At 71.7% G+C, this 25,027-nt stretch carries 20 protein-coding genes; 14 read left to right on the top strand and 6 right to left on the bottom strand.

Annotated features, from left to right (window positions below; genetic code table 11):
• Window positions 1-72 precede the first annotated feature (72 nt).
• The 4 genes from ACVCAG_RS16020 (at window position 73) to ACVCAG_RS16005 (ending at window position 7,691) form a co-directional block, all read left to right on the top strand.
• A complete protein-coding gene (locus tag ACVCAG_RS16020) occupies window positions 73-2,604 on the top strand; it encodes a hypothetical protein (RefSeq protein WP_447189970.1) in 2,532 nt (843 codons plus the stop codon).
• Window positions 2,605-2,832: 228 nt separating this feature from the next.
• Window positions 2,833-3,093: a WhiB family transcriptional regulator gene (locus tag ACVCAG_RS16015; RefSeq protein ID WP_037969494.1), complete on the top strand. Its 261-nt coding sequence runs from the start codon at window positions 2,833-2,835 to the stop codon at window positions 3,091-3,093.
• 303 nt (window positions 3,094-3,396) lie between these two features.
• Window positions 3,397-6,279 (top strand): glycosyltransferase, encoded by a 2,883-nt coding sequence (locus ACVCAG_RS16010; protein ID WP_440084126.1) that lies wholly within the window; start codon window positions 3,397-3,399, stop codon window positions 6,277-6,279.
• Window positions 6,276-7,691 (top strand): DUF5719 family protein, encoded by a 1,416-nt coding sequence (locus tag ACVCAG_RS16005; RefSeq protein WP_440084125.1) that lies wholly within the window; start codon window positions 6,276-6,278, stop codon window positions 7,689-7,691. Before ACVCAG_RS16010 ends, ACVCAG_RS16005 begins: the two co-directional genes overlap by 4 nt.
• A 192-nt stretch (window positions 7,692-7,883) precedes the next feature.
• On the opposite strand, the gene ACVCAG_RS16000 is transcribed toward ACVCAG_RS16005, so the two are convergent.
• Window positions 7,884-8,339 carry a metallopeptidase family protein gene (locus tag ACVCAG_RS16000; RefSeq protein WP_362679198.1) on the bottom strand — a complete coding sequence of 152 codons (456 nt, stop codon included), beginning with the start codon at window positions 8,337-8,339 and terminating at the stop codon, window positions 7,884-7,886.
• Window positions 8,340-8,579: 240 nt separating this feature from the next.
• On the opposite strand from ACVCAG_RS16000, the gene ACVCAG_RS15995 reads away from it, so the two are divergent.
• The 5 genes from ACVCAG_RS15995 to ACVCAG_RS15975 are packed head-to-tail and all read left to right on the top strand — an operon-like array spanning window position 8,580 to window position 12,614.
• The gene (locus ACVCAG_RS15995; RefSeq protein WP_329090499.1) at window positions 8,580-8,948 is read left to right on the top strand and encodes a DUF3499 domain-containing protein; all 369 of its coding nucleotides are present in this window, start codon (window positions 8,580-8,582) and stop codon (window positions 8,946-8,948) included.
• 49 nt (window positions 8,949-8,997) lie between these two features.
• Window positions 8,998-10,353: a phosphomannomutase/phosphoglucomutase gene (locus ACVCAG_RS15990; protein WP_440084124.1), complete on the top strand. Its 1,356-nt coding sequence runs from the start codon at window positions 8,998-9,000 to the stop codon at window positions 10,351-10,353.
• Window positions 10,354-10,357: 4 nt separating this feature from the next.
• Complete coding sequence (locus ACVCAG_RS15985) at window positions 10,358-10,531, top strand: Trm112 family protein (RefSeq protein WP_012888128.1); 174 nt, start codon at window positions 10,358-10,360, stop codon at window positions 10,529-10,531.
• Entirely contained in the window at window positions 10,528-11,634 is a 1,107-nt protein-coding gene (locus tag ACVCAG_RS15980) for an SIS domain-containing protein (protein WP_440084123.1), read from the top strand. Before ACVCAG_RS15985 ends, ACVCAG_RS15980 begins: the two co-directional genes overlap by 4 nt.
• Window positions 11,635-11,681: 47 nt before the next feature.
• The gene (locus tag ACVCAG_RS15975; RefSeq protein WP_440084122.1) at window positions 11,682-12,614 is read left to right on the top strand and encodes a cation diffusion facilitator family transporter; all 933 of its coding nucleotides are present in this window, start codon (window positions 11,682-11,684) and stop codon (window positions 12,612-12,614) included.
• A 195-nt stretch (window positions 12,615-12,809) separates the two neighbouring features.
• On the opposite strand, the gene ACVCAG_RS15970 is transcribed toward ACVCAG_RS15975, so the two are convergent.
• Window positions 12,810-13,151: a MerR family DNA-binding transcriptional regulator gene (locus ACVCAG_RS15970; protein ID WP_440067461.1), complete on the bottom strand. Its 342-nt coding sequence runs from the start codon at window positions 13,149-13,151 to the stop codon at window positions 12,810-12,812.
• A gap of 221 nt (window positions 13,152-13,372) precedes the next feature.
• On the opposite strand from ACVCAG_RS15970, the gene ahcY reads away from it, so the two are divergent.
• On the top strand, window positions 13,373-14,800 hold the full coding sequence (gene ahcY, locus ACVCAG_RS15965) for an adenosylhomocysteinase (protein ID WP_440084121.1): 1,428 nt from the start codon (window positions 13,373-13,375) through the stop codon (window positions 14,798-14,800).
• A gap of 145 nt (window positions 14,801-14,945) precedes the next feature.
• Window positions 14,946-16,187 carry an adenosylhomocysteinase gene (locus ACVCAG_RS15960; RefSeq protein WP_440084120.1) on the top strand — a complete coding sequence of 414 codons (1,242 nt, stop codon included), beginning with the start codon at window positions 14,946-14,948 and terminating at the stop codon, window positions 16,185-16,187.
• A 149-nt stretch (window positions 16,188-16,336) separates the two neighbouring features.
• On the opposite strand, the gene ACVCAG_RS15955 is transcribed toward ACVCAG_RS15960, so the two are convergent.
• Window positions 16,337-16,966 carry a DUF305 domain-containing protein gene (locus ACVCAG_RS15955; protein WP_440084119.1) on the bottom strand — a complete coding sequence of 210 codons (630 nt, stop codon included), beginning with the start codon at window positions 16,964-16,966 and terminating at the stop codon, window positions 16,337-16,339.
• Window positions 16,967-17,148: 182 nt separating this feature from the next.
• On the opposite strand from ACVCAG_RS15955, the gene ACVCAG_RS15950 reads away from it, so the two are divergent.
• The gene (locus ACVCAG_RS15950; RefSeq protein WP_440084118.1) at window positions 17,149-18,570 is read left to right on the top strand and encodes an LVIVD repeat-containing protein; all 1,422 of its coding nucleotides are present in this window, start codon (window positions 17,149-17,151) and stop codon (window positions 18,568-18,570) included.
• 278 nt (window positions 18,571-18,848) lie between these two features.
• Window positions 18,849-20,231 carry an LVIVD repeat-containing protein gene (locus ACVCAG_RS15945; protein WP_440084117.1) on the top strand — a complete coding sequence of 461 codons (1,383 nt, stop codon included), beginning with the start codon at window positions 18,849-18,851 and terminating at the stop codon, window positions 20,229-20,231.
• Between the two features lie 187 nt (window positions 20,232-20,418).
• Here ACVCAG_RS15945 and ACVCAG_RS15940 read toward each other — a convergent pair whose 3' ends face one another.
• On the bottom strand, window positions 20,419-21,537 hold the full coding sequence (locus tag ACVCAG_RS15940; RefSeq protein WP_440084116.1) for an RDD family protein: 1,119 nt from the start codon (window positions 21,535-21,537) through the stop codon (window positions 20,419-20,421).
• 37 nt (window positions 21,538-21,574) lie between these two features.
• Between ACVCAG_RS15940 and ACVCAG_RS15935 the strand changes: the two genes are divergently transcribed.
• The gene (locus ACVCAG_RS15935) at window positions 21,575-22,570 is read left to right on the top strand and encodes a stage II sporulation protein M (protein WP_440084115.1); all 996 of its coding nucleotides are present in this window, start codon (window positions 21,575-21,577) and stop codon (window positions 22,568-22,570) included.
• A gap of 107 nt (window positions 22,571-22,677) precedes the next feature.
• On the opposite strand, the gene ACVCAG_RS15930 is transcribed toward ACVCAG_RS15935, so the two are convergent.
• Both ACVCAG_RS15930 and ACVCAG_RS15925 read right to left on the bottom strand, forming a co-directional pair.
• Window positions 22,678-24,042, bottom strand: coding sequence for a DUF58 domain-containing protein (locus ACVCAG_RS15930; RefSeq protein WP_440084114.1), 1,365 nt, complete (start codon window positions 24,040-24,042; stop codon window positions 22,678-22,680).
• 2 nt (window positions 24,043-24,044) lie between these two features.
• On the bottom strand, window positions 24,045-25,007 hold the full coding sequence (locus ACVCAG_RS15925; RefSeq protein WP_440084211.1) for an AAA family ATPase: 963 nt from the start codon (window positions 25,005-25,007) through the stop codon (window positions 24,045-24,047).
• Window positions 25,008-25,027: the final 20 nt, after the last annotated feature.

Below are 25,027 nucleotides of genomic sequence, written 5' to 3'. Positions count from 1 at the left end.
GGACCACCGGCAACAAAGTCAGCCATGTGCAAAACTGACCCGGGTTTACCTAAAGACCCTATGGGGGTAGTTGTGATCAATGTCGAGGCAGTCCGGCTCCGGGAACCGGCGGCGTGGCTCATGGTCGCCGTCGCGTCCGCGAGCGTTCTCGTCGGCATCGAACGCCTGTTGTTCGGGAGCGGATCGTTCTCCTTCGCCGAGCGCGCGGCGGCCTCCCTGGGGCAGCTCGCCTCGCCGGTCGCCACCGCGCTGCTCGTCGGCGGCGTGCTGCTGGCGACCAACCTCGGCCCGGTGATCCAGCGGCTGAAGGTGATGGCCCTCGTGGTGGCCGGCACGCTCGGGCTCTCCGTGCTGTTCGGCCTGATCGGCCTGTTCGGCGGGCTGTTCGGCGGCGTGGAGGGTTTCCTGGGGAAGGTCGAGTTCCTTCTCGTCAACCTGCCCGCCCTCGCGCTGACCGCGGTCGCGCTGCTGTATGTGCTGCCGAAGGCGGTCCCCGCGGGTTCACGCGACGGCGCGTTCCGCGCGGACGGCGGCTTCGGCCGCTCCCCGGAGCATCCGCAGGACCAGCGGTACGGCGCCTACGGTCAGCCGCCCGCTCCCGCGCAGGGGCAGGCCCCCTTCCAGGAGTACCCCCAGGGGCCCCAGGGCCCTCAGGGGCCTCAGGGCCCTCATGGGCAGGGCGTTCCGCAGGGCGCGTACCCCCACGCCCAGGGTTTCCAGGGGCCCCAGGGTCCCGGTCCCCAGGGGCCCCAGGGTCCCGGTCCCCAGGGTCCCCAGGGGCAGATGCCCCAGCAGGGTGTTCATCACCCGCAGGACCAGGGCCCGCAGGGTGGCCACGGCTACCCGCAGGAGGCTCCGCCCGCCCCGGCCCCGCAGCCTCCGTACAACCGCCCCGCGCTTCCGCCCGCGCCCGAGCACGGCTCCGCCGGGGACTCAGAGGGGTACGGCCGGCAGGCGCCCTCCCACGCGGCGTCCGTGCCGCCGGCGTCTCCCGCGCCGCAGGCCGGTGACGGATACGCCCAGGCCCCCTACACGCCGCCCGCCGAGAACCAGCAGTACGCCCCCCAGGGCGAGCCCTACCCGCAGCCGGAGCCCCAGGGGCAGGGGTACGCGCAGCCGGAGCCGCAGAGCTACCCGCAGTCCGTTCCGCAGGCGCCGCAGCCCGCCGCCCCGGCCGCGGGCTACACCCCGAGCCCGTACGTCGCGGCGGACGTCCAGCCCCCGGCCCCGGCCAAGCCGTACGACCCGCCGGCCGCGGCCTACGACTCGCCGGCCGCGGCCTACGACCCGCCGGTCTACGCCGCCCCGGTGGAGCCGCAGGCCCAGACGGAACCCCGGCTGCCGAGCTATCCCCAGTTCCCGGACTCCTCGTCGTACGGGCAGCCCGACTCGTCGTACGGGCAGCCGGAGTCGCAGGGCTTCGGCCAGCAGGCCGAGCCGCCGACCTCCCCGGGTTCCCCGATCTCTTCTGCGTACGGGCAGGAGTCGCAGTCGTCGGGTTCCGGGCGGCACTCCAGCCCCAACCTGCCGAGCTACTCCCAGTACTCGGACTCCTCGTCGTACGGGCAGTCCGACTCGCAGGGCTTCGGCCAGCAGGCCGACTCCTCCGCCTCCTCCGCGTACGGCCGGCGCTCGGACCGGTCGCAGCCCGACTACGGGCAGTCCGACCCGCTCTTCGGCCAGCAGCCCGAGCCTTCGGCCTCGTCTCCCTCTTCGGCCTCCCCGACCTCTCCGGCGTACGGGCAGGAGCCGCAGTCGTCGGGTTCCCGGCGGCAGTCCGAGCAGCAGGGCTACCAGCAGCCCGATCCGCAGGGATACCCGCAGGCCGACTCCCAGGGCTACCAGCGGTCCGAGGCCCAGGGCTTCGGCGGGCAGCAGGAGCCGCAGTCGCCCGGGTACGGTCACCAGCCCGAGCAGCAGGCCCCCGCGTCCTACCCGCCGGCCGACGGGCGCCAGGACCAGCCGCTCGACGCCCAGCCGCGCCCGCCGTTCGACGGCCGGCCGCCGCAGTCCTTCCCGCAGCCTCCGGAGAACTACGGCCAGCCGTTCAGCGGTTACTCGGGCGCGGAGTTCGGCCGCCAGGCCGAGCAGGGCCCGTCCTACTCCGCGCCCGACCCGGTGGATCTCAGGTCCCAGCAGATGGCCCAGGCCTACCAGCAGGCGGAGAGCTACCAGCAGCAGGCCCAGCAGGGCGGCACCGAGCCTCAGCTGCGCGTCCCCGAGTACGGCTCCCCGGGCTACGAGGGCCCGTTCGGGCACCCGCAGGCTCCTCAGACCCCGCAGAATCCCCAGCCCGCGCCGGCTTCTCAGGCTCCGCAGGCCTCCCAGGCTCCCCAGACGCCGCCCTACCAGTCCCACCAGTGGGACCCCCAGTCGGAGTCGACGCTCCGGTTCGACCCGAACGCCTACCAGGGAGACCCGCTGAGCGACCCCGCGCCCGCCGCCAGGACGTGGGACTCGCAGCCGATAGACCCCACGGCGATCTACAAGCCCGAACAACGCCCAGGTCAGGTCACGGATGAGGAAACCCCGGATAGAGAGAGGGTGGGCCCCGGTCAGGATCAGAACATGTCCTGGTACGGTTCCGACCGCCGAGAGCACTGAGCCCCTGGCGGTCGAAGCGATCACCTGGTGCAATTGCCGTCGTGGCAGGCACACGACCCACAACCGGGGAGAGCAGGTCTTTCCCCGGATACCAGCATGCCGCTTGACGCCACACCGACCACGCGCGTGTAATTACACACGTGTTGTTACGCCTTCCTCTGGGTGGGTAAGGGGGAGGCGTTCATAGGGGGGCTCCAATTTTGCGGGCGTGCGGCAGGGAGGTGTGCAGTGGCCGACCTGGTCATCGCACAGGAGAGCATCGCTGAAGAGCAGCTTGGCTGGCAGGAGCGCGCCTTGTGCGCGCAGACCGACCCGGAGGCGTTCTTCCCGGAGAAGGGAGGGTCCACCCGCGAGGCCAAGAAGGTTTGCCGCTCCTGCGAGGTGCGTGCCGAGTGTCTTGAGTACGCGCTCGAGCATGACGAGCGGTTTGGAATCTGGGGTGGGTTGTCGGAGCGTGAGCGCCGCCGGATCAAGCGTGAGGCCGTCTGAGCCGTCCGCGAACCGGATGGCGGGAAGGTCCGAGCGCTCTGGGATCCGGACGGTTCGGACGTCCGAGCACCGATGAACACTATGAACACCGATCGACACCGAAGAAGTGCCGAAGACGGTCGAGCGGTCTGACAGAAGTATGTGACGCCTCTCCGAGGCGCTTGACGAATATGTCCATGGGGTCACGTGACCGTCGGTCGCGTGACCCTTTTTTCATGCGCGCGACCAGGTGTAAGACATAGCCAGACAGAGGGTGCCGTATCGTTGTCGCGCCGATCACCACCACTCCTGAACACGGGACGTATGTCCATCACCGACCCCCCTCACCCCCAGCGCCCCCAGCACACCGTCACCGCGATCGTCGTCTCCCACGACGGATCCCGCTGGCTGGGGGAGACCCTGGAAGCCCTGCTCAGGCAGACCCGCCCGGTGGACCGGGTCGTCGGGGTCGACAACGGCAGCAGGGACGGCAGCGCCGCGCTGCTGACCGGCGCCCTCGGCTCCAGGGCGGTGCTCACCCTGCCGCGCTCGACCGGTTTCGGCGAGGCCGTCGCCGAGGTCCTCGGCCGGCTCGGCCCCGGCGGCGGCCGGGAGTGGATCTGGCTGCTGCACGACGACTGCGCCCCGGACGTCCACGCCCTGCGGCTCCTGCTGGAGGCCGCCGACGAGGATCCCAAGGCGGCGGTGCTCGGCCCCAAGCTCCGCGACTGGCTCGACCGGCGGCTTCTGCTGGAGGTCGGCGTCACCGTCGACCGTACCGGCCGCAGGGACACCGGGCTGGAGGCCCGCGAGTTCGACCAGGGGCAGTACGACGGGACCAGGGACGTGCTCTCGGTCTCCACCGCGGGCATGCTGATCCGCAGGGACGTCTGGGAGGAGGTCGGCGGGCTCGACCCCGCGCTGCCGCTGTTCCGCGACGACCTCGACCTGTGCTGGCGCGTCAGGACCGCCGGGTACCGCGTGCAGAACGTCACCCGGGCGATCGCCTGGCACGCCGAGGCGGCCACCCGGCGGCGGCGCCGCATCACCGCCAGCGGTGACCACCCCCGCCGCCTGGACCGCCGCAACGCCCTCTTCGTCGTCATGGCGAACCTGCCCGCCCGCCCGCTGCTGTGGGCGCTGGTGCGCAACGCGTTCGGGTCGCTCTTCCGCACGGTGCTGTTCCTGGTGGCCAAGCAGCCCGCCAACGCGCTGGACGAGTTCCTCGCGTTCGGCTCGGTCTTCGGTCACCCCATCCGGATGATCAAGGCCAGGCGGGTGCGGGCCAAGGGCAGGAGGCAGGGGTACGCGGCGGTCAGCCGGCTGCTCACCCCGCCCGGCGCCGGTTACCGGCGGCTCGTCGACCGGGCCCAGAGCTACCTGGCCGGGGGCGGGTTCGTGGAGTCCGCGGGACGCCACCATGCCGTGGCCGCCTCGCCGCACGCGCAGGAGGACGGCGAGGAGCTGCTCACCGACGCCGGGGTGATGCAGCGGGTCTTCGGCAACCCCGGCGTCCTGCTCTTCCTGGCGCTCACCGTGGTCACGCTGGTCGCCGAGCGCGCGGTGACGGGCGGCGCCAGGCTGGGCGGCGGAGCGCTCGTCCCGGTGATCGGCGGGGCCTCCGACCTGTGGAACCTCTACCGCGAGAGCTACCACCAGGTGGGCCTGGGCACCGACGCGTGGGCCCCTCCCTACGTGGCGGTGCTGGCCGTGCTCTCCACGGTGCTGTTCGGCAAGACGTGGCTCGCGGTGTCGCTGCTGCTGCTCGGCTGCGTGCCGCTGGCCGGGATCTCCGCGTACGCGGCCACCCGGTCGATGGTCCCCGGCCGCTGGACCAGGGTCTGGCTGGCCTCCTCGTACGCCCTCCTGCCGGTCGCCACCGGCGCGGTCGCCGCGGGGCGGCTCGGTACCGCGGTGGTCTTCGTGCTGCTGCCCGTCTACGCGGCGCTCGCCACCACGGTGCTCGCCGGGGAGCGCCGCCGCGCCCGCCGCGCCGCCTGGGGGCTGGGACTCCTGCTGGCCGTCGGCACGGCCTTCGCCCCGCTGGTCTACCCGCTGACCGCGATCCTCGGCGCGCTGGCGGCGCTGGCCTTCCCGCGCAGGGGCGTCGCGGTCTCGATGCTCGTCGCGTTCGCCGTCCCCGTGGTCCTGCTGTTCCCCTGGCTGGCCCAGGTGGTCGCCGACCCGGGGCAGCTCCTGCTGGAGGCCGGGCTGCACCAGCCCGCGCTGGTCGACCCCGGGCTGCCGGCCGGTTCGCTGCTGCTGCTCAGCCCCGGCGGTCCCGGCATGCCGCCGCTCTGGGTGACCGGCGGCCTCCTCGCCGCCTGCCTGGCCGCGCTGCTGATGCGCCGCAACCGGATGGTCATCGCGGTCGGCTGGGGCGTCGCGCTCTTCGGCGTGCTGGTGGCGATCCTGGTGAGCAGGACCACCGTCACCTCGATCAACGGCGACGTCGAGGCCCCCGCCTGGCCGGGCGTGCCGCTGGCCTTCGCCGCCACCGGCATGCTCGTGGTGGCCGCCCTCACCGCCGACAGGGTCGTGGAGTTCCGGGCGGCAGGGGGAGTGCGCAGGCTCGCCGCGTTCGGCGTCGTGCTGGTCGCGTTCTCCACGCCGCTGCTCGCGGCGGGCATGTGGATCGCCAAGGGAGTGGACGGCCCGCTCCGCGGGACGGTACGCGACGTCGTGCCCGCCCTCGCCGCGGAGAACTCCGCGGGCGGCGAGCGGACCCTGCTGCTGCGCGCCTCGCCGGGCGGCCTGCTCTTCACCGTGCTGCGCGGGCGCACCCCGGTGATCGGCGAGGCCGACATCCCGGTCCCCGACGGTCCCAGGGAGCAGGTCCGGGTCGCCGCGGCCGGGCTGGTGTCCGGCAGGGGCGGTGACGACGCCCGGGTCCTCGCCGCCCACGGCGTGCGGTTCGTCGTGGTGACCGCGCCCGTCGGCCCGGAGATCAGCCACGCGCTCGACTCGCAGCCCTCGCTGGCGAGGATGAGCCTGTCCCGCTCGGTCGGCGTGTGGCGGCTCACCCAGCCGGTCGCCCTCCCCGCGACCCCGCCCGGCGACCCCTGGCACGGCCGCTGGCTCTGGGCCCAGGCCGTGCTGGTGCTGATCGTCTCGGTTCTGGCCGCGCCGGGTTCGCGTACCGAGCCCGACGAGCCCGCCGTTCCCCAGGACCTGCCCGAACCTCGCAGAGAGCTGGCCGCCCGGTGAAATCCCTGATCGAGAACCGGTTCAGCCTGCTGGTGCTGGTCCTGGTGGCCCTGCTCGCCCTGTACGGGGTGGCCTACGCCACCCAGCCGCCGGCCGTCGCCACCCCCGCGCCGGGGTTCGAGAAGGTGCCCGTCGCCTCGGTGACGGCCGTCTGCCCGTCGCCCGGCGACACCTCCGTCGGCGTGGTCGCCCCGCCCGGCAGCCGGGAGCCGGGCTCCGCGACGCTCGTCACCGGGGACAAGACCCTGGCCACCGTCGACACCCCCGGCCGTCTCTGGCACGACGAGGTGCCGGCCTCGTCGCCGCCCCTCGTCGTCGCGGCCGACGGGAGCATGGCCGCGGGCCTGGAGGTGGCGCAGACCCGCCGGGAGAAGTCGGGAAAGCAGCGGGGACTGGCCGGGACGCGCTGTGCCGAGCCGGCGGGGAGCACCTGGCTGGTCGGGCCGGGGCCGGCCGCGGCGGACGTCACGCTGTACCTGACCAACGCCGACCTCGCCCCGGCCATCGCGGAGATCATGGTCTACACGGGTGAGGGCCCGGTGTTCGACGACACCGGTGGCGTGTTCACCCTCAAGCCGGGGCAGAGCCGCACGATCAAGGTCCTGGATCTCGCGCCCTCGGCGCTCGTCCTGGCGATCCAGGTCCGTACCAGCTCGGGGCGGGTCACCGCCGCGGCGCGGGCGCTCATGAACGACGGGCGCGGCGTGGACTGGCTGCCGGTCGCCGCGCCCCCCGCCACCCGGGTCGTCGTGCCGGGCATCCCCGGCGGCGGCGGGAGGCGCGAGCTGCTCGTCGCCTCCGCCGAGGAGGTCGACACGCTGGTGGAGGTCAAGGCCCTCACCCCCGAAGGCACGTACGAGCTCCAGGGCCGCGAGCTCGTCGAGGTGCCCGCGGGTTCCGTCGCCTCCGTCGACCTGTCCAGCGGGATCGGCGGCCAGCCGTCCGCGCTGATGCTCACCTCGGACACCCCGATCGTCGCCGGGCTCGTCGCCACCGGCACCGGTTCGAGGACCGACGTGGCCTTCACCGCAGGAGCGGTCCCCATCGACCTGGGCAGCGTCGTCGCCGACAACCGTACGGGCGGCAAGGTGAGCTCCCGGCTGCTGCTGACCGCGCCGGACGCGGCGGGAACGGTGAGCGTGCAGGTGGTCCCGCGCGAGGGCGAGCCGCGCGAGCCGTTCCAGGTGGAGATCCCCGCCTCGCGGACCAAGCAGGTCGCGCTCACCAAGGTGGACGGGCCCTTCGCGGTGGTCGTGCAGCCGCTGCCCGGCTCGGGGCCGGTCTACGGCGGGCGCGTCCTGGACGAGCGGCTCAAGGACGGGCTGGCGCTGACCGTGCAGCCGCTGGCCCCCGCCCGCATGTGGGCGCTGGTCCCGCCGATCGCCGAGTCCGCCGCGACCGTCCTGCCCTGAGAGCGACCGTCCTGCTTCGTGAACCGTCCTGCCCTGGGAGACGGCGGGACCGTCGGGGCGCCCTGGGCCGCGGTGGACCGACCGTGGTCACCTCGGAAGGCGCCGGGCGGTCGTGGTCCGTACCGGAAGGCTTCGGTCGTGGTCGCCCTGGGCCGCGGCGGGCCGGTCGTGGTCGCCTCGGAGGGCGTCGGGTCAGTCGTGGTCGTCGAAGCCGGGATCGACCGACTCGGGGGAGAGGCCGAACAGGCCCGCGACCTGCTCCACCACCGCCTCGTGCACCATCGCGCCCAGGTGGTCGCGGTCGCGTGCCCTGCTCTCCAGGGGGCGGCGGTAGATGATCACGACGGCCGGGCGGTTTCCCGCGGCGGGCTCCGCCCGCCCGAACGGGATGGGCTCGCCGGTCAGCAGCCCGGGGCCGTCGCCCAGCTCGCTGATCGGCGGGACCTCCTCGACCGCGAACTCCACGGCCGACAACTGCTTGGCCCATCGGGGCTTGAGCCGGTCGACGGCGTCCAGGACGAGATCGTCGAACCGCTCGCTGCGAGCCTTGGCGATCGGCACGTGCGAGGGCGCCAGCGGGCCGCGCAGGCCGCGACCGTGCCTGTCGCGCCTGCGGGGAGAACGGGGTCTGCCGGGTGCCGGGCTCACGGCCCCAGCTTAGACGTGACCCGGACGGGGGCGGGAGGTGCCGTGATGGAAGCGCGGAGGGGTGGGAACCGTGACGGCGGGTGCGCGGGAGAGAGGAGATGCCGCCGGGAGGCGTGCGGACAGGGGGTGTAAGCCGTACAGGCGGGTGGAACCCGGGACACGTGTCCGAATTGTGGCGACACGCTCGTTAAGAGCGCTCAGATAGTGGCGCCCCGGACGCTTACCGGATACGGTCCCACCGTGAGCCCCGTCCGCCGCTGTTCCCGCACCGCGTGCAGTCAGCCTGCCGTTTTCACGCTCACGTACGTCTACGCCGATTCGACCGCTGTCCTCGGGCCCTTGGCGACGTACGCCGAGCCGCACTGTTACGACCTGTGTGCCGAGCACGCCGAGCGGCTCACCGCCCCCCGCGGCTGGGAGGTGGTCCGCCTGCCGACCGACGGCGCCCCGCCGAGCACGGACGACCTGGAGGCCCTCGCCAACGCGGTTCGCGAGGCGGCCAGACCCGCGCCGAGCGGCGGCACCGAGCCCGTCGGCCAGGGGGTCGAGGTCGGCCGCCGAGGCCATCTGCGCGTGCTGCGCTCCGCTCAGCCCCAGCGTGACCGCTGACCCTACTAGGCTGGGGGGCACGAAACACGACGTAAAGGGTGGAGCTGGAGTGGGCGACCTCGCCAAGATCTTCAAGGCGTACGACGTTCGTGGCGTCGTGCCGGACGAGTTCGACGAGGCGACCGCCGAGGCGGTCGGCGCCGCCTTCGTGGAGGTGACCGGGGCCGGGACCGTCGTCGTGGCACACGACATGCGCGAGTCGTCGGTGCCGCTGGCCGCGGCCTTCACCCGGGGGGCGACCTCGCGGGGGGCAGACGTGATCAACGCGGGCCTGGGCTCCACGGACCTGCTCTACTACGCGAGCGGCAGCCTCGGCCTGCCCGGGGTGATGTTCACCGCCAGCCACAACCCGGCCCGCTACAACGGCATGAAGATGTGCAGGGCGGGCGCCGTGCCGATCGGCGGTGGCACCGGGCTCCTCGAGATCCGCGACCGGGCCGCCGCGATCCTGGCCTCGGGCACCCTCGGCGGCCAGGGGGGCGGGACGGTCTCCGAGCGCGACCTGCTGCGCGGCTACGCCGACCACCTGCGCACTTTGGTCGACCTGTCCGGCGTCCGGCCGCTGCGGGTCGTGGTCGACGCGGGCAACGGGATGGGCGGGCACACGGTCCCGACGGTGTTCGAGGGACTGCCCGTCGAGCTGACCGCCCTCTACTTCGAGCTCGACGGCACCTTCCCCAATCACGAGGCCAACCCCATCGAGCCCGACAACCTGCGTGACCTGCAGAAGGCCGTGCTCGACGTGGGCGCCGACATCGGGCTGGCCTTCGACGGCGACGCCGACCGCTGCTGGGTGGTCGACGAGCACGGCGAGTCCGTCTCCCCGTCCACGATCACCGCGCTGGTCGCGGTCCGCGAGCTGGGCAGGCACCCCGGGGCCGCGATCATCCACAACCTGATCACCTCCAGGGGCGTCCCGGAGATCGTCGCCGAGCACGGCGGCCGCCCGGTCCGCACCCGCGTGGGCCACTCGTTCATCAAGGCCGAGATGGCCGAGACCGGCGCGGTCTTCGGCGGCGAGCACTCCGCTCACTACTACTTCAAGGACTTCTGGTTCGCCGACTCCGGCATGCTGGCCGCGCTGCACGTGCTGGCGGCGCTGGGCGAGCAGGAGAAGCCGCTCTCGGACATCCTCGCCGAATACACTCGTTACGCGGCCTCCGGGGAGATCAACAGCACGGTCGCCGACCAGGGCGCGGCGACGGAGCGGGTCCGGGAGACCTTCGCCGCCCGCGACGGCGTCACCTTCGACGAGCTGGACGGCCTGACCGTCTCCGGCCCCGGATGGTGGTTCAACCTTCGTCCGTCCAACACAGAGCCGCTGCTCAGGCTGAACGCCGAGGCGGCCGACGAGATTCAGATGGCAGCGATCAGGGACGAGGTCCTTGCTGTCGTGAGGAGCTGAACGAGTGAAGATCGACGACTGGCTGCTGGAGATCCTGGCCTGTCCCAACTGCAAGTCCCCCCTGCGAGCCGAACCCGAGGTGGACGAGCTGTCCTGCACCTCCGCCTCCTGCGGCCTGGTCTATCCGGTCCGGGACGACATCCCGGTCCTGTTGGTCGACGAGGCGCGGAAGTCGTGAGCTGGGAGCCCGATCGGCTCGACGACCACAAAGGACTGACCGAGGGCGACCCGGCGGGCATGCTGCGGGCGGTGGCCGACTCGGCCGCGCAGGTCCGCACCTCCCGCAGGGCCGCCCTGGAGTCGGGCCTGTCCTCGCTCGCCGGGGACGGCCGTCCCCGGGCGGTCGTGGTCGCCGGCATGGGCGGTTCGGGCATCGCCGGTGACATCCTCAACGTGGTGTGCGGCCACGGTGCCCCGCTGCCGATCCTGACCGTCAGGTCCTACCGGCTGCCCGGCTGGATCGGCGCGACCGACCTGGTGATCGCGGTGTCGCGCTCGGGCAGGACCGAGGAGACGCTCGCGGTGGCCACCGAGGCGGTCCGCCGGGGTTGCCGCCTGCTCGCCGTCGGCGGGCCCGACTCGCCGCTCCACGCGATCGCCAGGCAGGCGGGGGCGCCGTTCGTGCCCGTCGCGGGCGGCGGGCGGGCGAGCGCCGCGGTGTGGGCGCTGTCCGTCCCGCTGGTCGTCGCCGCCGCCGAGCTCGGCCTGGTCGAGGCCGGCGAGGAGGTGTTCGAGGAGGTGGCCAAGCGCCTCGAGGACCTCGCCCACCGCTGCCGCCCGGCGAGCGAGTCGTTCATCAACCCGGGCAAGTCGCTCGCCATGGAGCTCGCCGAGACCGTGCCGATGATCTGGGGGTCCTCCCCGCTGGCGGCCGTCGCGGCCCGCCGGTGGGCCGGTCAGCTCACCACGAACGGCAAATACCCGGCGATGTGGGGGGAGCTCCCCGAGGCCGGTCACGACCAGGTGGCCGTCCTCGACGGCCCGCTCGCCCAGCGCGACATCTTCGCCGACGAGAGCGGCAGGTCGCTCCGGCTGTTCGTGCTGCGCGACGTGGAGGAGCATCCCCGGGTGGTACGGCAGCGGGAGGTGTCGGTGCGGCTGGCGGAGGATCGCGGCGTCCCGGTCACGCAGATCGCCGCCGAGGGGACGCACCCGCTGGAGCGGCTCGCCACGTTGATCGCGCTCGGGGATTTCGCGAGTACGTACCTCGCTCTCGGGTACGGGATCGACCCGGCCACTGTGTCGGCGATCACAGAACTCAAGGCAAGGGTTTCGCAATAGGATCCTTGTCTCGTCTTTCCTGACTAACGAGCTGAGCGGAGGCTGCCGTGAGCGCGGGCGGCGGTACTAAGGCAATCATCGCGGCGTTGGCGGCCAACCTGGCGATCGCCGTGGCCAAATTCGTGGCGTTTCTCTTCACGGGTTCGTCATCGATGATCGCCGAGTCGGTCCACTCGGTGGCCGACTCGGGCAACCAGGCGCTGCTGCTCCTGGGCGGCAAGCGCGCCCAGCGGGCGCGCACGCCCCAGCACCCCTTCGGGTACGGCCGGGAGCGCTACTTCTACGCGTTCGTGGTGGCGGTGGTGCTGTTCACCATCGGCGCGGTGTTCTCCCTCTACGAGGGCATCCACAAGCTCTCCGCCCACGAGCCGCTGGAGTCCCCCCAGTGGGCCTTCGGCGTGCTGATCTTCGCGATCATCGCCGAGTCGTTCTCGTTCCGGACGGCGATCATCGAGTCCAACCACGTCCGGGGCAACCAGTCGTGGGTGCAGTTCATTCGCCGCTCCAAGTCGCCCGAGCTGCCGGTCATCGTCCTTGAGGACCTGGGCGCGCTGCTCGGCCTGATCTTCGCGCTCTTCGGCGTGACCATGGCCGTGGTGACCGGCGACCCCGTCTGGGACGGCATCGGCACCATCATGATCGGTGTCCTGCTCGCGATCATCGCGATCATCCTGGCGATCGAGACCAAGTCGCTGCTGCTCGGCGAGGGCGCCGGGCCCGAGGTCGAGACCCGTATCGCGGACGCCCTGGAGAGCGCGTCCGAGGTCACCCGGATCATCCACATGCGCACGCTCCACCTGGGGCCCGAGGAGATCCTGGTCGCCGCCAAGATCGCGGTGGACCACGACGACACGGCCGCCGACGTGGCCCGCGGCATCGACGAGGCCGAGCAGCGCATTCGCGCGGCCGTCCCGGAGGCCCGCGTCATCTACCTGGAGCCCGACCTCGACAGGAGCAGCGTCAACGGCCCCGTCGTCTGACCGGACGTGATCGATCACGTGTAGGGCCCCGACGGCCGTACCCCACGGTGCGGATCCAGGCCCGGACCCGGGACCCCGGCGCACGCCGCCGGGGTCCTCCGTTTTCCCGGACCGCGGGGTGGCCGGGTTCTCCCGGGGCGCGGTGTCCGCGGCGGGCCGGGCGCACCGTGAGGGCGGGGTCGCCGGCCCGGGGCGTCAGCCCTGGGAACGACGTTGGAGCAGGCGCAGCGCCTTCTCCTTCTCGAAGTCCAGTGCCCTGCGGGGTGCCTGCAGGCGGCCGATCCGCAGCCCCAGGTCCCGTACGGCCTGCGCGACCGCGGGCTCGCTCAGCGCCCGCAGCGCGAAGGCCAGCTCGGCGGGGGAGATGTCGAACCGCTTCTCCAGCTCGAGGCTCTGGGCGACGGCCGAGAGCTCGTCGGGGCCGAACCGCCGGTGCGCGCCCTGGTTCCTGACCGGGGGGAGCAGCCCGAGCGCCTCGCGGTAGCGAAGCATCCGGGGGGACATGCCCAGCCTGCCGGCGGCCTCGGTGATCCGCATCGGTGACCTCTTTCCAGCGATTTTGCGGGAAACCTTACATTCTTGTGTCAGGTTACCCGTTCAGAAGGTGCGCGGAGGTGCTTCAGCCGCCTAAACTCGCAGGCGTCGACTGTTCCGATGGAACGGCGAGCCCGGCCCCGGAACGAAGCACGATCGCGATACGAGCGCGACGGGCGAGGGTGTGAGGCGAACGCCGCCATCAACCAGAGGGGTAACCACACATGGACTTCAAGGTCGCCGACCTTTCTCTTGCGGCCTTCGGGCGCAAGGAGATCCAGCTCGCCGAGCACGAGATGCCGGGCCTGATGGCCATCCGCGAGGAGTACGCCGCGGCCCAGCCGCTGGCCGGTGCGAAGATCATGGGCTCGCTGCACATGACCATCCAGACCGCCGTGCTCATCGAGACCCTGGTCGCGCTCGGCGCGGAGGTTCGCTGGGTGAGCTGCAACATCTTCTCCACCCAGGACCACGCCGCCGCCGCCGTGGTCGTCGGCCCGGAGGGCACCCCGGAGAACCCCCAGGGTGTCCCGGTCTTCGCCTGGAAGGGCGAGACCCTGGAGGAGTACTGGTGGTGCACCGAGCAGGCCCTGACGTGGCCCGGTAACGACGGCCCCAACATGATCCTCGACGACGGCGGCGACGCCACCATGCTCGTCCACAAGGGCAGCGAGTACGAGAAGGCCGGCGCCGTGCCCAGCGCGGGCGAGAACGACCCCGAGGAGTGGGGCGTCGTCCTCGACCTGCTCCGCCGCACGGTCACCGACGAGGGCCGCTGGACCCAGGTCGCCTCGCGCATCAAGGGCGTCACCGAGGAGACCACCACCGGCGTGCACCGCCTGTACGAGATGTTCAAGACCGGCACGCTGCTCTTCCCGGCGATCAACGTCAACGACTCGGTGACCAAGTCGAAGTTCGACAACAAGTACGGCTGCCGCCACTCGGTGATCGACGGCCTCAACCGCGCCACCGACGTGCTGATCGGCGGCAAGGTCGCGGTCGTCGCCGGATACGGCGACGTCGGCAAGGGCTGCGCCGAGGCGCTCAAGGGCCAGGGCGCCCGCGTCATCGTCACCGAGATCGACCCGATCTGCGCGCTCCAGGCCGCCATGGACGGCTTCCAGGTCACCACCCTGGAGGAGGTCGTCGGCATCGCCGACATCTTCGTCACGACGACCGGCAACTTCAACATCATCACGGCCGACCACATGGCCCAGATGAAGCACAACGCGATCGTGTCCAACATCGGTCACTTCGACAACGAGATCGACATGACCGGCCTGGCGCGGATTCCGGGCATCGAGAAGACCGAGATCAAGCCGCAGGTCCACACCTGGCGCTTCCCCGACGGCAAGCAGATCATCGTGCTCGCCGAGGGCCGCCTGATGAACCTGGGCTGCGCCACCGGCCACCCCTCGTTCGTCATGTCCAACTCCTTCACCAACCAGGTGATCGCGCAGATCGAGCTGTTCACCAAGACCGACGACTACCCGGTCGGCGTCTACGTGCTGCCCAAGCACCTGGACGAGAAGGTCGCGCGCCTCCACCTCGACGCCCTTGGCGTGAAGCTCACCACGCTCACCAAGGCCCAGGCCGAGTACATCGGCGTGGACGTCGAGGGTCCCTACAAGTCCGACCACTACCGTTACTGACCCCTTCGGTCGAGTTCCACCGGCCCCCGCGGCTTCGCGGGGGCCTTCGGGCGATCCGGGGTTTCGGGTTCCGGAATTCGAGGTTTCGGGTTTCGGATGATCCGGGATTCCGGCAATCTGAGGTTCCGGCAATCTGGAGAGAGACGTGGACGGCGCTCTGGTGGCCGAGGGGGAGCTGAGGATCGGGTGGGCGGCGCGGGCGATGCCGGTGCTCACCGCCCTCGGTGAGCGGTTCGCCGCCGAGCGGCCCTTCGAGGGACTGCGGATCGCCGCGTGCCTGCACGTCACCGCCGAGACCGCCGTGCTCATGGGCACCCTCAAGGCGGGCGGGGCCGAGATCGCCCTGGCCGCGTCGAACCCCCTGTCCACCCAGGACGACGTCGCCGAGGCGCTCCGTGACTACGGCGTCGTCGTGCACGCGCAGGCCGGGGTGACCATGGACGCCTACTACCGCCACATCCACCAGGCGCTCGACATCGTCCCGGACATCGTCCTGGACGACGGCTGCGATCTCGTCAACATCCTGCACACGGAGCGGACCGAGTTGCTGGAGACGGTCTCCGGCGGGTGTGAGGAGACCACCACCGGGATCATCAGGCTCCGCCAGATGGCCGCGGAGAAGGCGCTCAGGTTCCCCGTGGTGGCGGTCAACGACACGCGGACCAAGCGGATGTTCGACAACCGCTACGGCACCGGCCAGTCGACCATGGACGGGATCATGCGCGCCACGAACACCCTGCTCGCGGGCAAGACCGTGGTGGTCGCCGGATTCGGCTACTGCGGCCGGGGCGTCGCCGAGCGGGCCAGGGGCCTGGGGGCGCGGGTCGTGGTGACCGAGATCGACCCCGTCAAGGCGCTGGACGCCTCGCTGCAGGGCTACGACGTACGGTCGATGGCGGCGGCGGCCCGTGCCGGGGACGTGTTCGTCACGGTCACCGGCAACCGTGACGTGATCAGGGGCGAGCACCTGGCGGAGATGAAGGACGGCGCGATCCTCGCCAACGCCGGGCACTTCGACGTCGAGATCGACGTCCGCGCCCTGGACGACCTGGCGCACGCCGTCCATCGGGGGGTGCGCCCCAACACCGACGAGTACGTCCTCGCCGACGGCCGCAGGCTCCTGCTGCTCGCCGAGGGCCGCCTGGTGAACCTGACCGCCGCCGAGGGGCATCCGGCCGCCGTCATGGACATGTCCTTCTCCGCGCAGGTGCTCTCGGTGGCGTGGCTGGTCCGCGAGCGGGCGCGGCTGGAGCCGGGGGTCTACGACGTGCCGGGGGAGGTCGACGTGGAGGTGGCGCGGCTCAAGCTGGCCGCGGCCGGGATCGAGATGGACGAGCTCACCCCCGAGCAGGAGGAGTATCTCCACTCCTGGCGGCTCGGCTCGTAGTCACGCCCTCCGGCGTCGTCACGGGCCTCGCCGCCTGAGCCTCGCGTCACGCTCTCGGGCGTCGTCACGGGCCTCCGTCACGCCCGCCGTCGTCGGGGTCTCGTGGTGAGGGCCTTCGCCGTCCGAGCCCGCCGTCACGCCCGCCGTCGTCAGAGCTCGGCCAGCATCTCCTGCATCCTGCGGATCTCGGCGCTCTGGCCGGCCGAGACGTCGTTGGCCAGTTCCTCGATCCGCTGGTGCGAGCCGGAGATCAGGACCTGCTCGGACATCTTGAGCGCGCCCTGGTGGTGCGCGGTCATGAGCTGGATGAAGAGCCGGTCGAAGTCCTTGCCCGAGGCGGCCTTGAGCGCCTCCATCTGCTCGGGCGAGGCCATGCCGGGCATGGCGTCGTGCTCGGCGTGGTGCTCGGGGGCCCGCAGGCCCTGCTGCTGGAGCCAGGAGATCATGAACTGGATCTCCGGCCCCTGCGAGTCCTTGATGCGCGAGGCGAGGCTCTTCAGCCTGACGTGCTCGCCCCGGGTCGGGGCCAGGGAGGCCATGTCGAGGGCCTGGCGATGGTGGACGACCATCTTCTGGACGTACGTCACGTCGGCGGCGTTGGGGGTGGGCGTGGGCACGAGCGTGGCGGCCTCGCTCGGGCCGACGGTCCTGGCGACCTCACCAGGCCTGCCGGGAACGATGATCGGCGCCGACGCCTGAGGGGACGGGGCCGGCTCGGGCTCGGAGGCGCACGCGCTGAGGGACAGGGCGGCGAGCACGACGATGAGCGCGACGCGCACCCGGCCTCCTTCGTGATTGTCCAGTGACGAAAGACCGTAACCCCTGCGGGGCCGGCCCGTAAAGACCGCACACCGGTAACAGTTGCTGACACTGTGACGGCTTGCCGGATGACCGTACACCATGAACCATTTAAGCATTTATGCACCTTTTATTTGGGTGCATGTGTCAAGGAGGTTCACGAGTGTCCACCCCCCTCGGGAAGGGCCTGACCGGCCGCTTCCTGTTTGTGGCCGGGGTTGCCGTCGCGACGGCGCTTGCTGCCTTCCCCGCGCAGGCCGCCGATATCCCGGCTCCCGGCGAGATCGCCAAGAGCGCGAACATCGAGCATGTCCTGAACGTGCCCAAGCCCGGTCCGCTGACGGACATCAACACCGACATGGCGTTCCAGGGTGACTACGCCTACGTCGGCAACTACACCGGTTTCTCGATCTACGACATCAGGAAGCCGAGCAAGACCTCGCTGGTCAGCTCGGTGGTCTGCCCCGGCGGGCAGATGGACGTGTCGGTCTACGGCGACCTGCTCTTCGGCGCGGTCGACTCCTCTCGCAACAACGACTCCTGCAGCAGCGTCGGCCAGAGCGCGGCGACCAAGGAGTCGTGGGAGGGCATCAGGATCTTCGACATCAGCGACAAGAAGAACCCCAAGTACATCAAGGCCGTCGAGACCAACTGCGGCTCGCACACCCTGACGCTCGTCCCGGGCAAGGGGAGGGACCGCAAGAACGTCTACGTGTACGTCTCCTCCTACAACCCGAACGCCACGTTCCCCGACTGCCAGCCGCCGCACGACAAGATCTCGATCATCAAGGTGCCGCTGCGCGACCCGGCGTCCGCCTCGGTCGTCGCCACCCCGGTCCTGTTCCCCGACGGCGGCAACCCGGGTGAGACCCTGCCCTACCCCGAGCGCACCTCGGCCACGAGCGGCTGCCACGACATCACCGCGTACCCGGAGAAGAACATCGCCGCCGGCGCCTGCATGGGCGAGGGCGTCCTGATGGACATCTCCAACCCGCTCGAGCCGAAGGTGACCACCACGGTCCGCGACGACCAGAACTTCGCGTTCTGGCACTCGGCGACGTTCAACAACGAGGGCACCAAGGTCATCTTCACCGACGAGCTCGGCGGCGGCACCCAGGCCACCTGCAACGAGGCGATCGGCCCGAACCGCGGCGCCAACGCCTACTACGACATCGAGGGCGGCCAGCTCACCTTCAAGAGCTACTTCAAGATCGCCCGCCACCAGGCCGACACCGAGAACTGCGTCGCGCACAACGGCTCGCTGATCCCGGTCAAGGGCAAGGACATCATGGTCCAGGCCTGGTACCAGGGCGGCATCTCGGTCGTCGACTTCACCGACTCGGCCAACCCGCAGGAGATCGCGTTCTTCGAGCGCGGCCCCGACAACACCGCCCCCCCGCTCAGCGGCGGCTTCTGGTCCGCGTACTACTACAACGGCCACATCTACGGCAGCGACTTCAACCTCGGCCTTGACGTCCTGAAGATCCACGACCGGCGTACGGACAAGGCGGAGAGGGTCAAGTTCGACATCCTGAACGCGCAGACCCAGGCGTCCTACCGCGGTGGCCACGGCCACGGTCACTGACATCTGAGGGCGGTCACGGCCATCGACCTCTGACGACGGCCAGGGCCACCACCCGGTGACGGCCACCGGGCGCTCGGCGAGCGCCCGGTGGCCGTCCTGCGTATCAGGAAAGCCCAAAAGCTACAGGAGGGGCATAGACCGTAAACTTTTCTCGGGCTTCAGTAAAGAGTTCACCTCATATTTTATTGTGACAAAGTCGCGCTGCGTCGATCCGGCTGTCAGGAGGGGCGATTTGCTAATTTATGCATGCCTTATGTCCGCTCCAAGGAGGCACCCGAGTGTTCGCTCCCCGAAGGACCGTCCGGGCGTTGGTAGTGGCGGCGACGGCCGCCGCGATGCTGATGTCCACGGTCTCGGCCCAGGCCGCCGACATTCCCCCGCCCGGTGAGATCGTCACCAGCCCCAACGTGACGCACGTGGGCACCCTGCCCAAGCTCCCCGGCCTTGAGGCCACCACCAACAGCGACATCGCCTTCCAGGGCGACTACGCCTACGTCGGCAACTACGGCGGTTTCTCGATCTACGACATCAGGAACCCGAGGCGCGCCAAGCTCGTCAGCGGCGTCCTGTGCCCGGGCTCCCAGATGGACGTGTCGGTCCACGGCGACCTGCTGTTCGCCGCGGTCGACAACTCCCGCAGCGACGACTCCTGCAACAGCCTCGGCCAGCCGGCCAGCGTCAAGGAGTCGTGGGAAGGGGTTCGGATCTTCGACATCAGCGACAAGAAGAACCCCAAGTACATCAAGTCGGTCGAGACCAACTGCGGTTCCCACACCCTGACACTCGTTCCCGGCAAGTCCAGGGACCGGCGTAACGTCTACCTCTACGTCTCCTCCTACAACCCGAACGCCACGTTCCCCGACTGCCAGCCGCCGCACGACAAGATCTCGGTCATCAAGGTGCCGCTGCGCAACCCGACCGCCGCGGCCGTGGTCAAGACGCCGGTCATCTTCCCCGACGGCGGCAACGAGACGCAGCCGGGCCTGCTGCTGCCGACCAGCGGTTGCCACGACATCACCGTCTACGCGGAGAAGGACATCGCGGCCGGAGCCTGCATGGGTGACGGCGTCCTGTTCGACATCTCCGACCGGGAGAACCCGGTGATCACCGCGCGGGTCACCGACCCGAACTTCGCGTTCTGGCACTCGGCGACGTTCAACAACAAGGGCACCAAGGTCATCTTCACCGACGAGCTCGGCGGCGGCGGCCAGGCCACCTGCAACGAGGTGATCGGCCCGAACCGCGGCGCCAACGCCTACTACGACATCGTCCGCGGCGAGCTGGTCTTCAAGAGCTACTTCAAGATCGCTCGCCACCAGGCCGACACCGAGAACTGCGTCGCGCACAACGGCTCGCTGATCCCGGTCAAGGGCAAGGACATCATGGTCCAGGCCTGGTACCAGGGCGGCGTCTCCTTCGTGGACTTCACCGACTCCACCAAGCCGCAGGAGTTCGGCTTCTTCGAGCGCGGCCCCGAGCCCGACGGCGGAGGCGGCGGCATCTGGTCCGCGTACTACTACAACGGCTACGTCTACGCCAGCGACTTCCGCAGGGGACTGGACGTTCTCAAGATCGACGACCGCCGCACCGACCCGGCCAGGAGCGTCCGCCTGGACCGGCTGAACGTGCAGACCCAGGCCTCCTACGGTCACGGTCACTGACGCGCGGTCGCCCGCGAGGGCGAGCGGCACCGATGAGACACCCGTAGCGGGTTCGCGGGTCTCATGAGGAGAGGGACGGCGGGTCTTCCCGCCGTCCCTCTTCGCGTTCCCCCGCCGTCGCCCCCGCCGTCGCCCCCGCCGTCACGCCCGTACGGCGGCGCGACGGCGGGGGATCCGACGGAAGAGGTCAGGCGGGAGGGACGAATCCGCCGGGTGTGGGGCCGGGCTCCCGCGTGGAGGGCCCGGCCGCGGGCGGCGGGGGCGCCGGGTGCGGCGGGTCCACCGGGGGAGGCAGCGGGATCCGCGGTTGCGGCGGCAGGTGGTCGGGCCGGGCCTGAGGCCGGGGCACCGACCCGGGAGGCGCGTACGGCCCGTCCCCGTTCCCCGGGGCCCCCGGGGGCGCGTACGGCCCGTCCCCGTTCCCCGGAGGCGCGTACGGCGGGGGCGGCACGGCCGGGTAGGGCTGGAGGGACGGCGGGTGAGCCCGGTGGGGCGGCGGCGCGCCGTGGCCGGACCACCGCTGACCGGACCCCTGCTCGCCGGGCCGCTGCCGGTCGTGCCACTGCTGGGCCAGACGCGCCTGCTCGCGGCGGCGGCGCTCGGCCAGCACGGCGGTCAGGTAGGCGAACGGCGGCACGCCGGGCGGGGCGGGCGGGGACACGAAGGCCGACATCTCGGTGGCGATGCGCACGCCCATCTCGTGCTGGACGGCGGGGGCCAGGTCGTGCCAGCGCATGAGGTACTGTCTCGCGGTGGCCGCGACCTGCTCGGGCAGCCGTGACAGCTCCAGCGTCGCCGCCCACGGTGCGAGTGGTGGCGGCATGTCCAGCGGCGGCCCGTACTGCCGCGGGACGCGTTCGGAGATCACCATGGTGCCGGAGAAGACGTCGCCGAGCCGCTTGCCCTTCTCCGAGATCAGCGAGCTGATCAGCGCGGGGGCGCCGCTGAGCATCCAGAACTCCAGGACCCCCGCCAGCCCGCGGAACAGGGCCTGCCGGAACCGCTCGGGGCCGCCGTCGTCGCTGACGACCCGGAGCCCCAACGCGAGCTTGCCCAGGCTGCGCCCGCGCGTGAGCGTCTCGAAGATCACCGGGTAGCCGACGACCACGAGCACGGTGAGCACGATGTAGACCATCGTCGTCAGCGCCGAATCGTTCAGGAATCCCAGGCTGCCGACCAGCAGGGAGGCGCCGAACAGCGTCACGACCTGGACCGTCATGTCGATCAGCAGCGCCGCGGCCCTGCTCGGAAGCTGGGCGACACGGACCTCGACGACGACGGCCTCGCCGGTTACGACATCGGACACAATCAGCACCCTACCTTCGACTGGATAGGCTGCCCGCGTGGACATCGACGCCTTCGTCACCGCGCACCGGCCCGCCTGGGACCGTCTCGAGGACCTGGTCCGGCGGCGCGGCTCGCTGGACGGCGCCGAGGTCGACGAGCTGGTCGACCTCTACCAGCGGGTCGCCACGCACCTCTCCCTCGTCCGATCGGCCTCCGCCGACCCGATCCTGGTGGGCCGCCTGTCGGCGCTCGTCGCCCGCGCCCGCTCCGCCGTGACCGGGGCGCACACCCCGGCCTGGCGGGAGTTCGTCCGCTTCTTCACGGTCTCCTTCCCGGTGGTCGCCTACCGGGCCCGCTGGTGGTGGCTGGCCACGAGCGTCGCATTCCTGCTGGTCTCCACGGTCGTCGCCGTCTGGGTGGGGCAGAACCCCGACGTCCAAGGGGCGATCGCCACCCCCGAGGAGATCACCCAGCTCGTCGAACACGACTTCGCCGACTACTACTCGGAGAACCCGGCGACCTCCTTCGCCGGGCAGGTCTGGGTCAACAACGCCTGGGTCTCGATGCAGGTCATCATCATGTCGATCTTTCTGGGCCTGCCGATCCCGTACGTCCTGTGGGAGAACGCGCTCAACGTGGCCGTCTCCGCCGGGCTGATGGCCTCGCGCGGCAAGCTCGACATCTTCTTCGGGCTGATCACCCCGCACGGCCTGCTGGAGCTCACCGCGGTGTTCCTAGCCGCGGCCGTCGGCATGCGCCTCGGCTGGACGGTCGTCGACCCCGGCCCGCGCAGGCGTGCCGAGGCCCTGGCCGAGCAGGGCAGGGCCGTGATGAGCGTGGCCCTCGGTCTGGTCGTGGTGCTGCTCGTCTCGGGGCTCATCGAGGGCCTCGTCACCCCCTCGGGGCTGCCCACCTGGGCGCGAATCGGCATCGGGGTGGTCGCGGAGGCCGCCTTCCTCGCCTACGTGATCTTCTTCGGCCGCCGGGCCGTGGCCGCGGGCGAGAGCGGCGACGTGGAGCGCGCCCCCGACCTGGCCCCCAGCGCCGGCTGAGCACCCCCACCTCACAGCCGCCCGGCCGTGCCCGGCGTCGGCCGGCCGAGCGCCACGCGGCTCAGAGTCACACGGTCACTCCCCACGACGGCTGAGCGCCACGCGGCTCAGAGCCGCCCGGCCGCCTTCAGCGCCAGGTAGGCGTCGGCCAGGGCCGGGGCGATCTGCTCGGGGGCGGTGTCCACGACCTCCACGCCCTGGCGGCGCAGCAGGGCGGTGATCCTGCGCCGTCCCGCGCTCAGGTGCTCGGCCGCCGCCGCGCCGTAGACCAGCTCGGAGGTGCCGCGCCCGGCGGCCATCTCGGCCACCTGCGGGTCGGAGACGGCGGCCAGGAGCACCAGGTGCCGCGAGGAGAGGCGAGGCAGGACCGGCAGAAGGCCCTCCTCCAGCGCCGCCGGGTTGAGGTCGGTCAGCACGACGACCAGGCAGCGCCGCCTGGCCCGCGACATGACGGCCGCGACCATCCCCGCGGAGTCGGCCTCGACCAGCTCGGCCTCGATCGGGGCCATGGTGTTGACCAGCGACGACAGCAGCTCCGTGCGGCCGGTGCCGGACACCCAGGCGCGCACCCCCCGGTCGTGGGCCATGAAGTCGACCCGGTCGCCCGCGCGGGAGGCCAGGGCGGCCAGCAGCAGCGCCGCGTCCATCGACCAGTCCAGGCGGGGCCAGCCTGGCACGACCCGCGACCGCCCGCGCCCGGCGGTCCCCGGCACCTCGCCGGCCAGCGGGATCGGGGCGGTGCCCACCCGGCCGGCCGAGGTGCGCCCGGTGTCGAGCACGATCAGCACCCGGCGGTCGCGCTCGGGCCGCCAGGTGCGGACCACGACGTCGTTGCGGCGCGCGGTGGCCCGCCAGTCGATCGAGCGGACGTCGTCACCCACCACGTACTCCCGCAGCGAGTCGAACTCGGTGCCCTGCCCCCGGATCATCGACGGGTGCCGGCCCTCCAGCTCCCTGAGTCTGGACAGCTTGGCGGGCAGGTGCTTGCGGCTGAGGAAGGGCGGCAGCACCCGGACCGACCAGGGCACCCGGTGCGAGCCCTGGCGGGCCGCCACGCCCAGCGGGCCTAGTGACCGCACCGTCACCGTGACCGCCTCGCGGTCGCCCCTGCGGGTGGGAGTGAGCGTCGTGACCAGCCGGCGGCGCTCGCCCGGGGGCACGTCCAGCGGCAGGTGCCGGGGCGTGGCGCCGGCGGACGGCGGCCAGGCGTCCCTGAGCACGCCGCGCGCCCGGCGGGGGCCGGGGTTCTCCACGATCAGCTCGACCGCGACCGACTCGCCGAGCCGTACCAGCCGCTCGCCCGAGCGGGTGAAGCGCAGCGGGCGCACGCTCCCGGCCAGCAGCAGGTCGACCACGACCAGCGCCACGATCAGCAGTGCCACCCCGGCCACGGCCGGCCCCGGCCGGGGGGCGAGCAGCACGGCCAGGGTGCCCAGCAGTGCCAGCAGCGCGGCCCGTCCCGTCAGCGCCATGGTCAGCGGGGGACGGGGACGGAGGCGAGGACGGCGTCGATGAGGCCGTCGGCGGTCGCGCCCTCCAGCTCGGCCTCGGGACGTATCTGGATCCGGTGCCGCATCGCGGGCCTGGCCAGCGCCTTGACGTCGTCGGGCGTCACGTAGGCGCGGCCGGACAGCCACGCCCAGGCCCGCGCCCCGGCCAGCAGCGCGGTGGCGCCGCGCGGGGAGACGCCGAGCTGGAGCGAGGGCGACTGGCGGGTGGCCCTGGCGATGTCCACGATGTAGCCGAGCACCTCGGGGCCCACGTGCACCTGGCCGACCGCCGAGCGTCCCGCGGCGAGGTCGGCGGCGGTGGCCACGGCCTTGACGTACGACAGGTCTCGCGGGTCGAAGCCGAGCGCGTGCCGCTCCAGCACCGCGATCTCCTGGTCGCGGGGCGGCAGCGGGACGGTCAGCTTGAGCAGGAACCGGTCGAGCTGCGCCTCGGGCAGCTGGTAGGTGCCCTCGTACTCGACGGGGTTCTGGGTGGCGGCCACGATGAACGGGTCGGGCAGCCCGCGCGCCGACCCCTCCACGCTGACCTGGCGCTCCTCCATCGCCTCCAGCAGCGCGGCCTGCGTCTTCGGGGGCGTGCGGTTGATCTCGTCGGCGAGCAGGAGGTTGGTGAAGACCGGCCCCTCGCGGAACTCGAACTCCGACGTCTTCGCGTCGTAGACCAGCGAGCCGGTGATGTCGCCCGGCATGAGGTCGGGGGTGAACTGCACCCGCTTGAAATCGAGGGAGAGAGCCGCCGCCAGCGTCCTGACGAGCAGGGTCTTGGCGACGCCGGGCACGCCCTCGAGCAGCACGTGTCCCCGGCAGAGCAGCGCGATCACCAGCCCGGTGACCACGGCGTCCTGGCCGACGACCGCCTTGGAGACCTCGGCGCGCAGGGCTCCCAGCGCCTCCCTGGCGCGGTCCGCGCCCTGCGCGGCGGGCAGTACGGCGGATGCGCCGGGCG

Source organism: Streptosporangium sp. G12 (assembly GCF_052983175.1).
The sequence above is the reverse complement of the archived record's forward strand: the minus strand, read 5'-3'. Positions and strand labels throughout refer to the sequence as shown.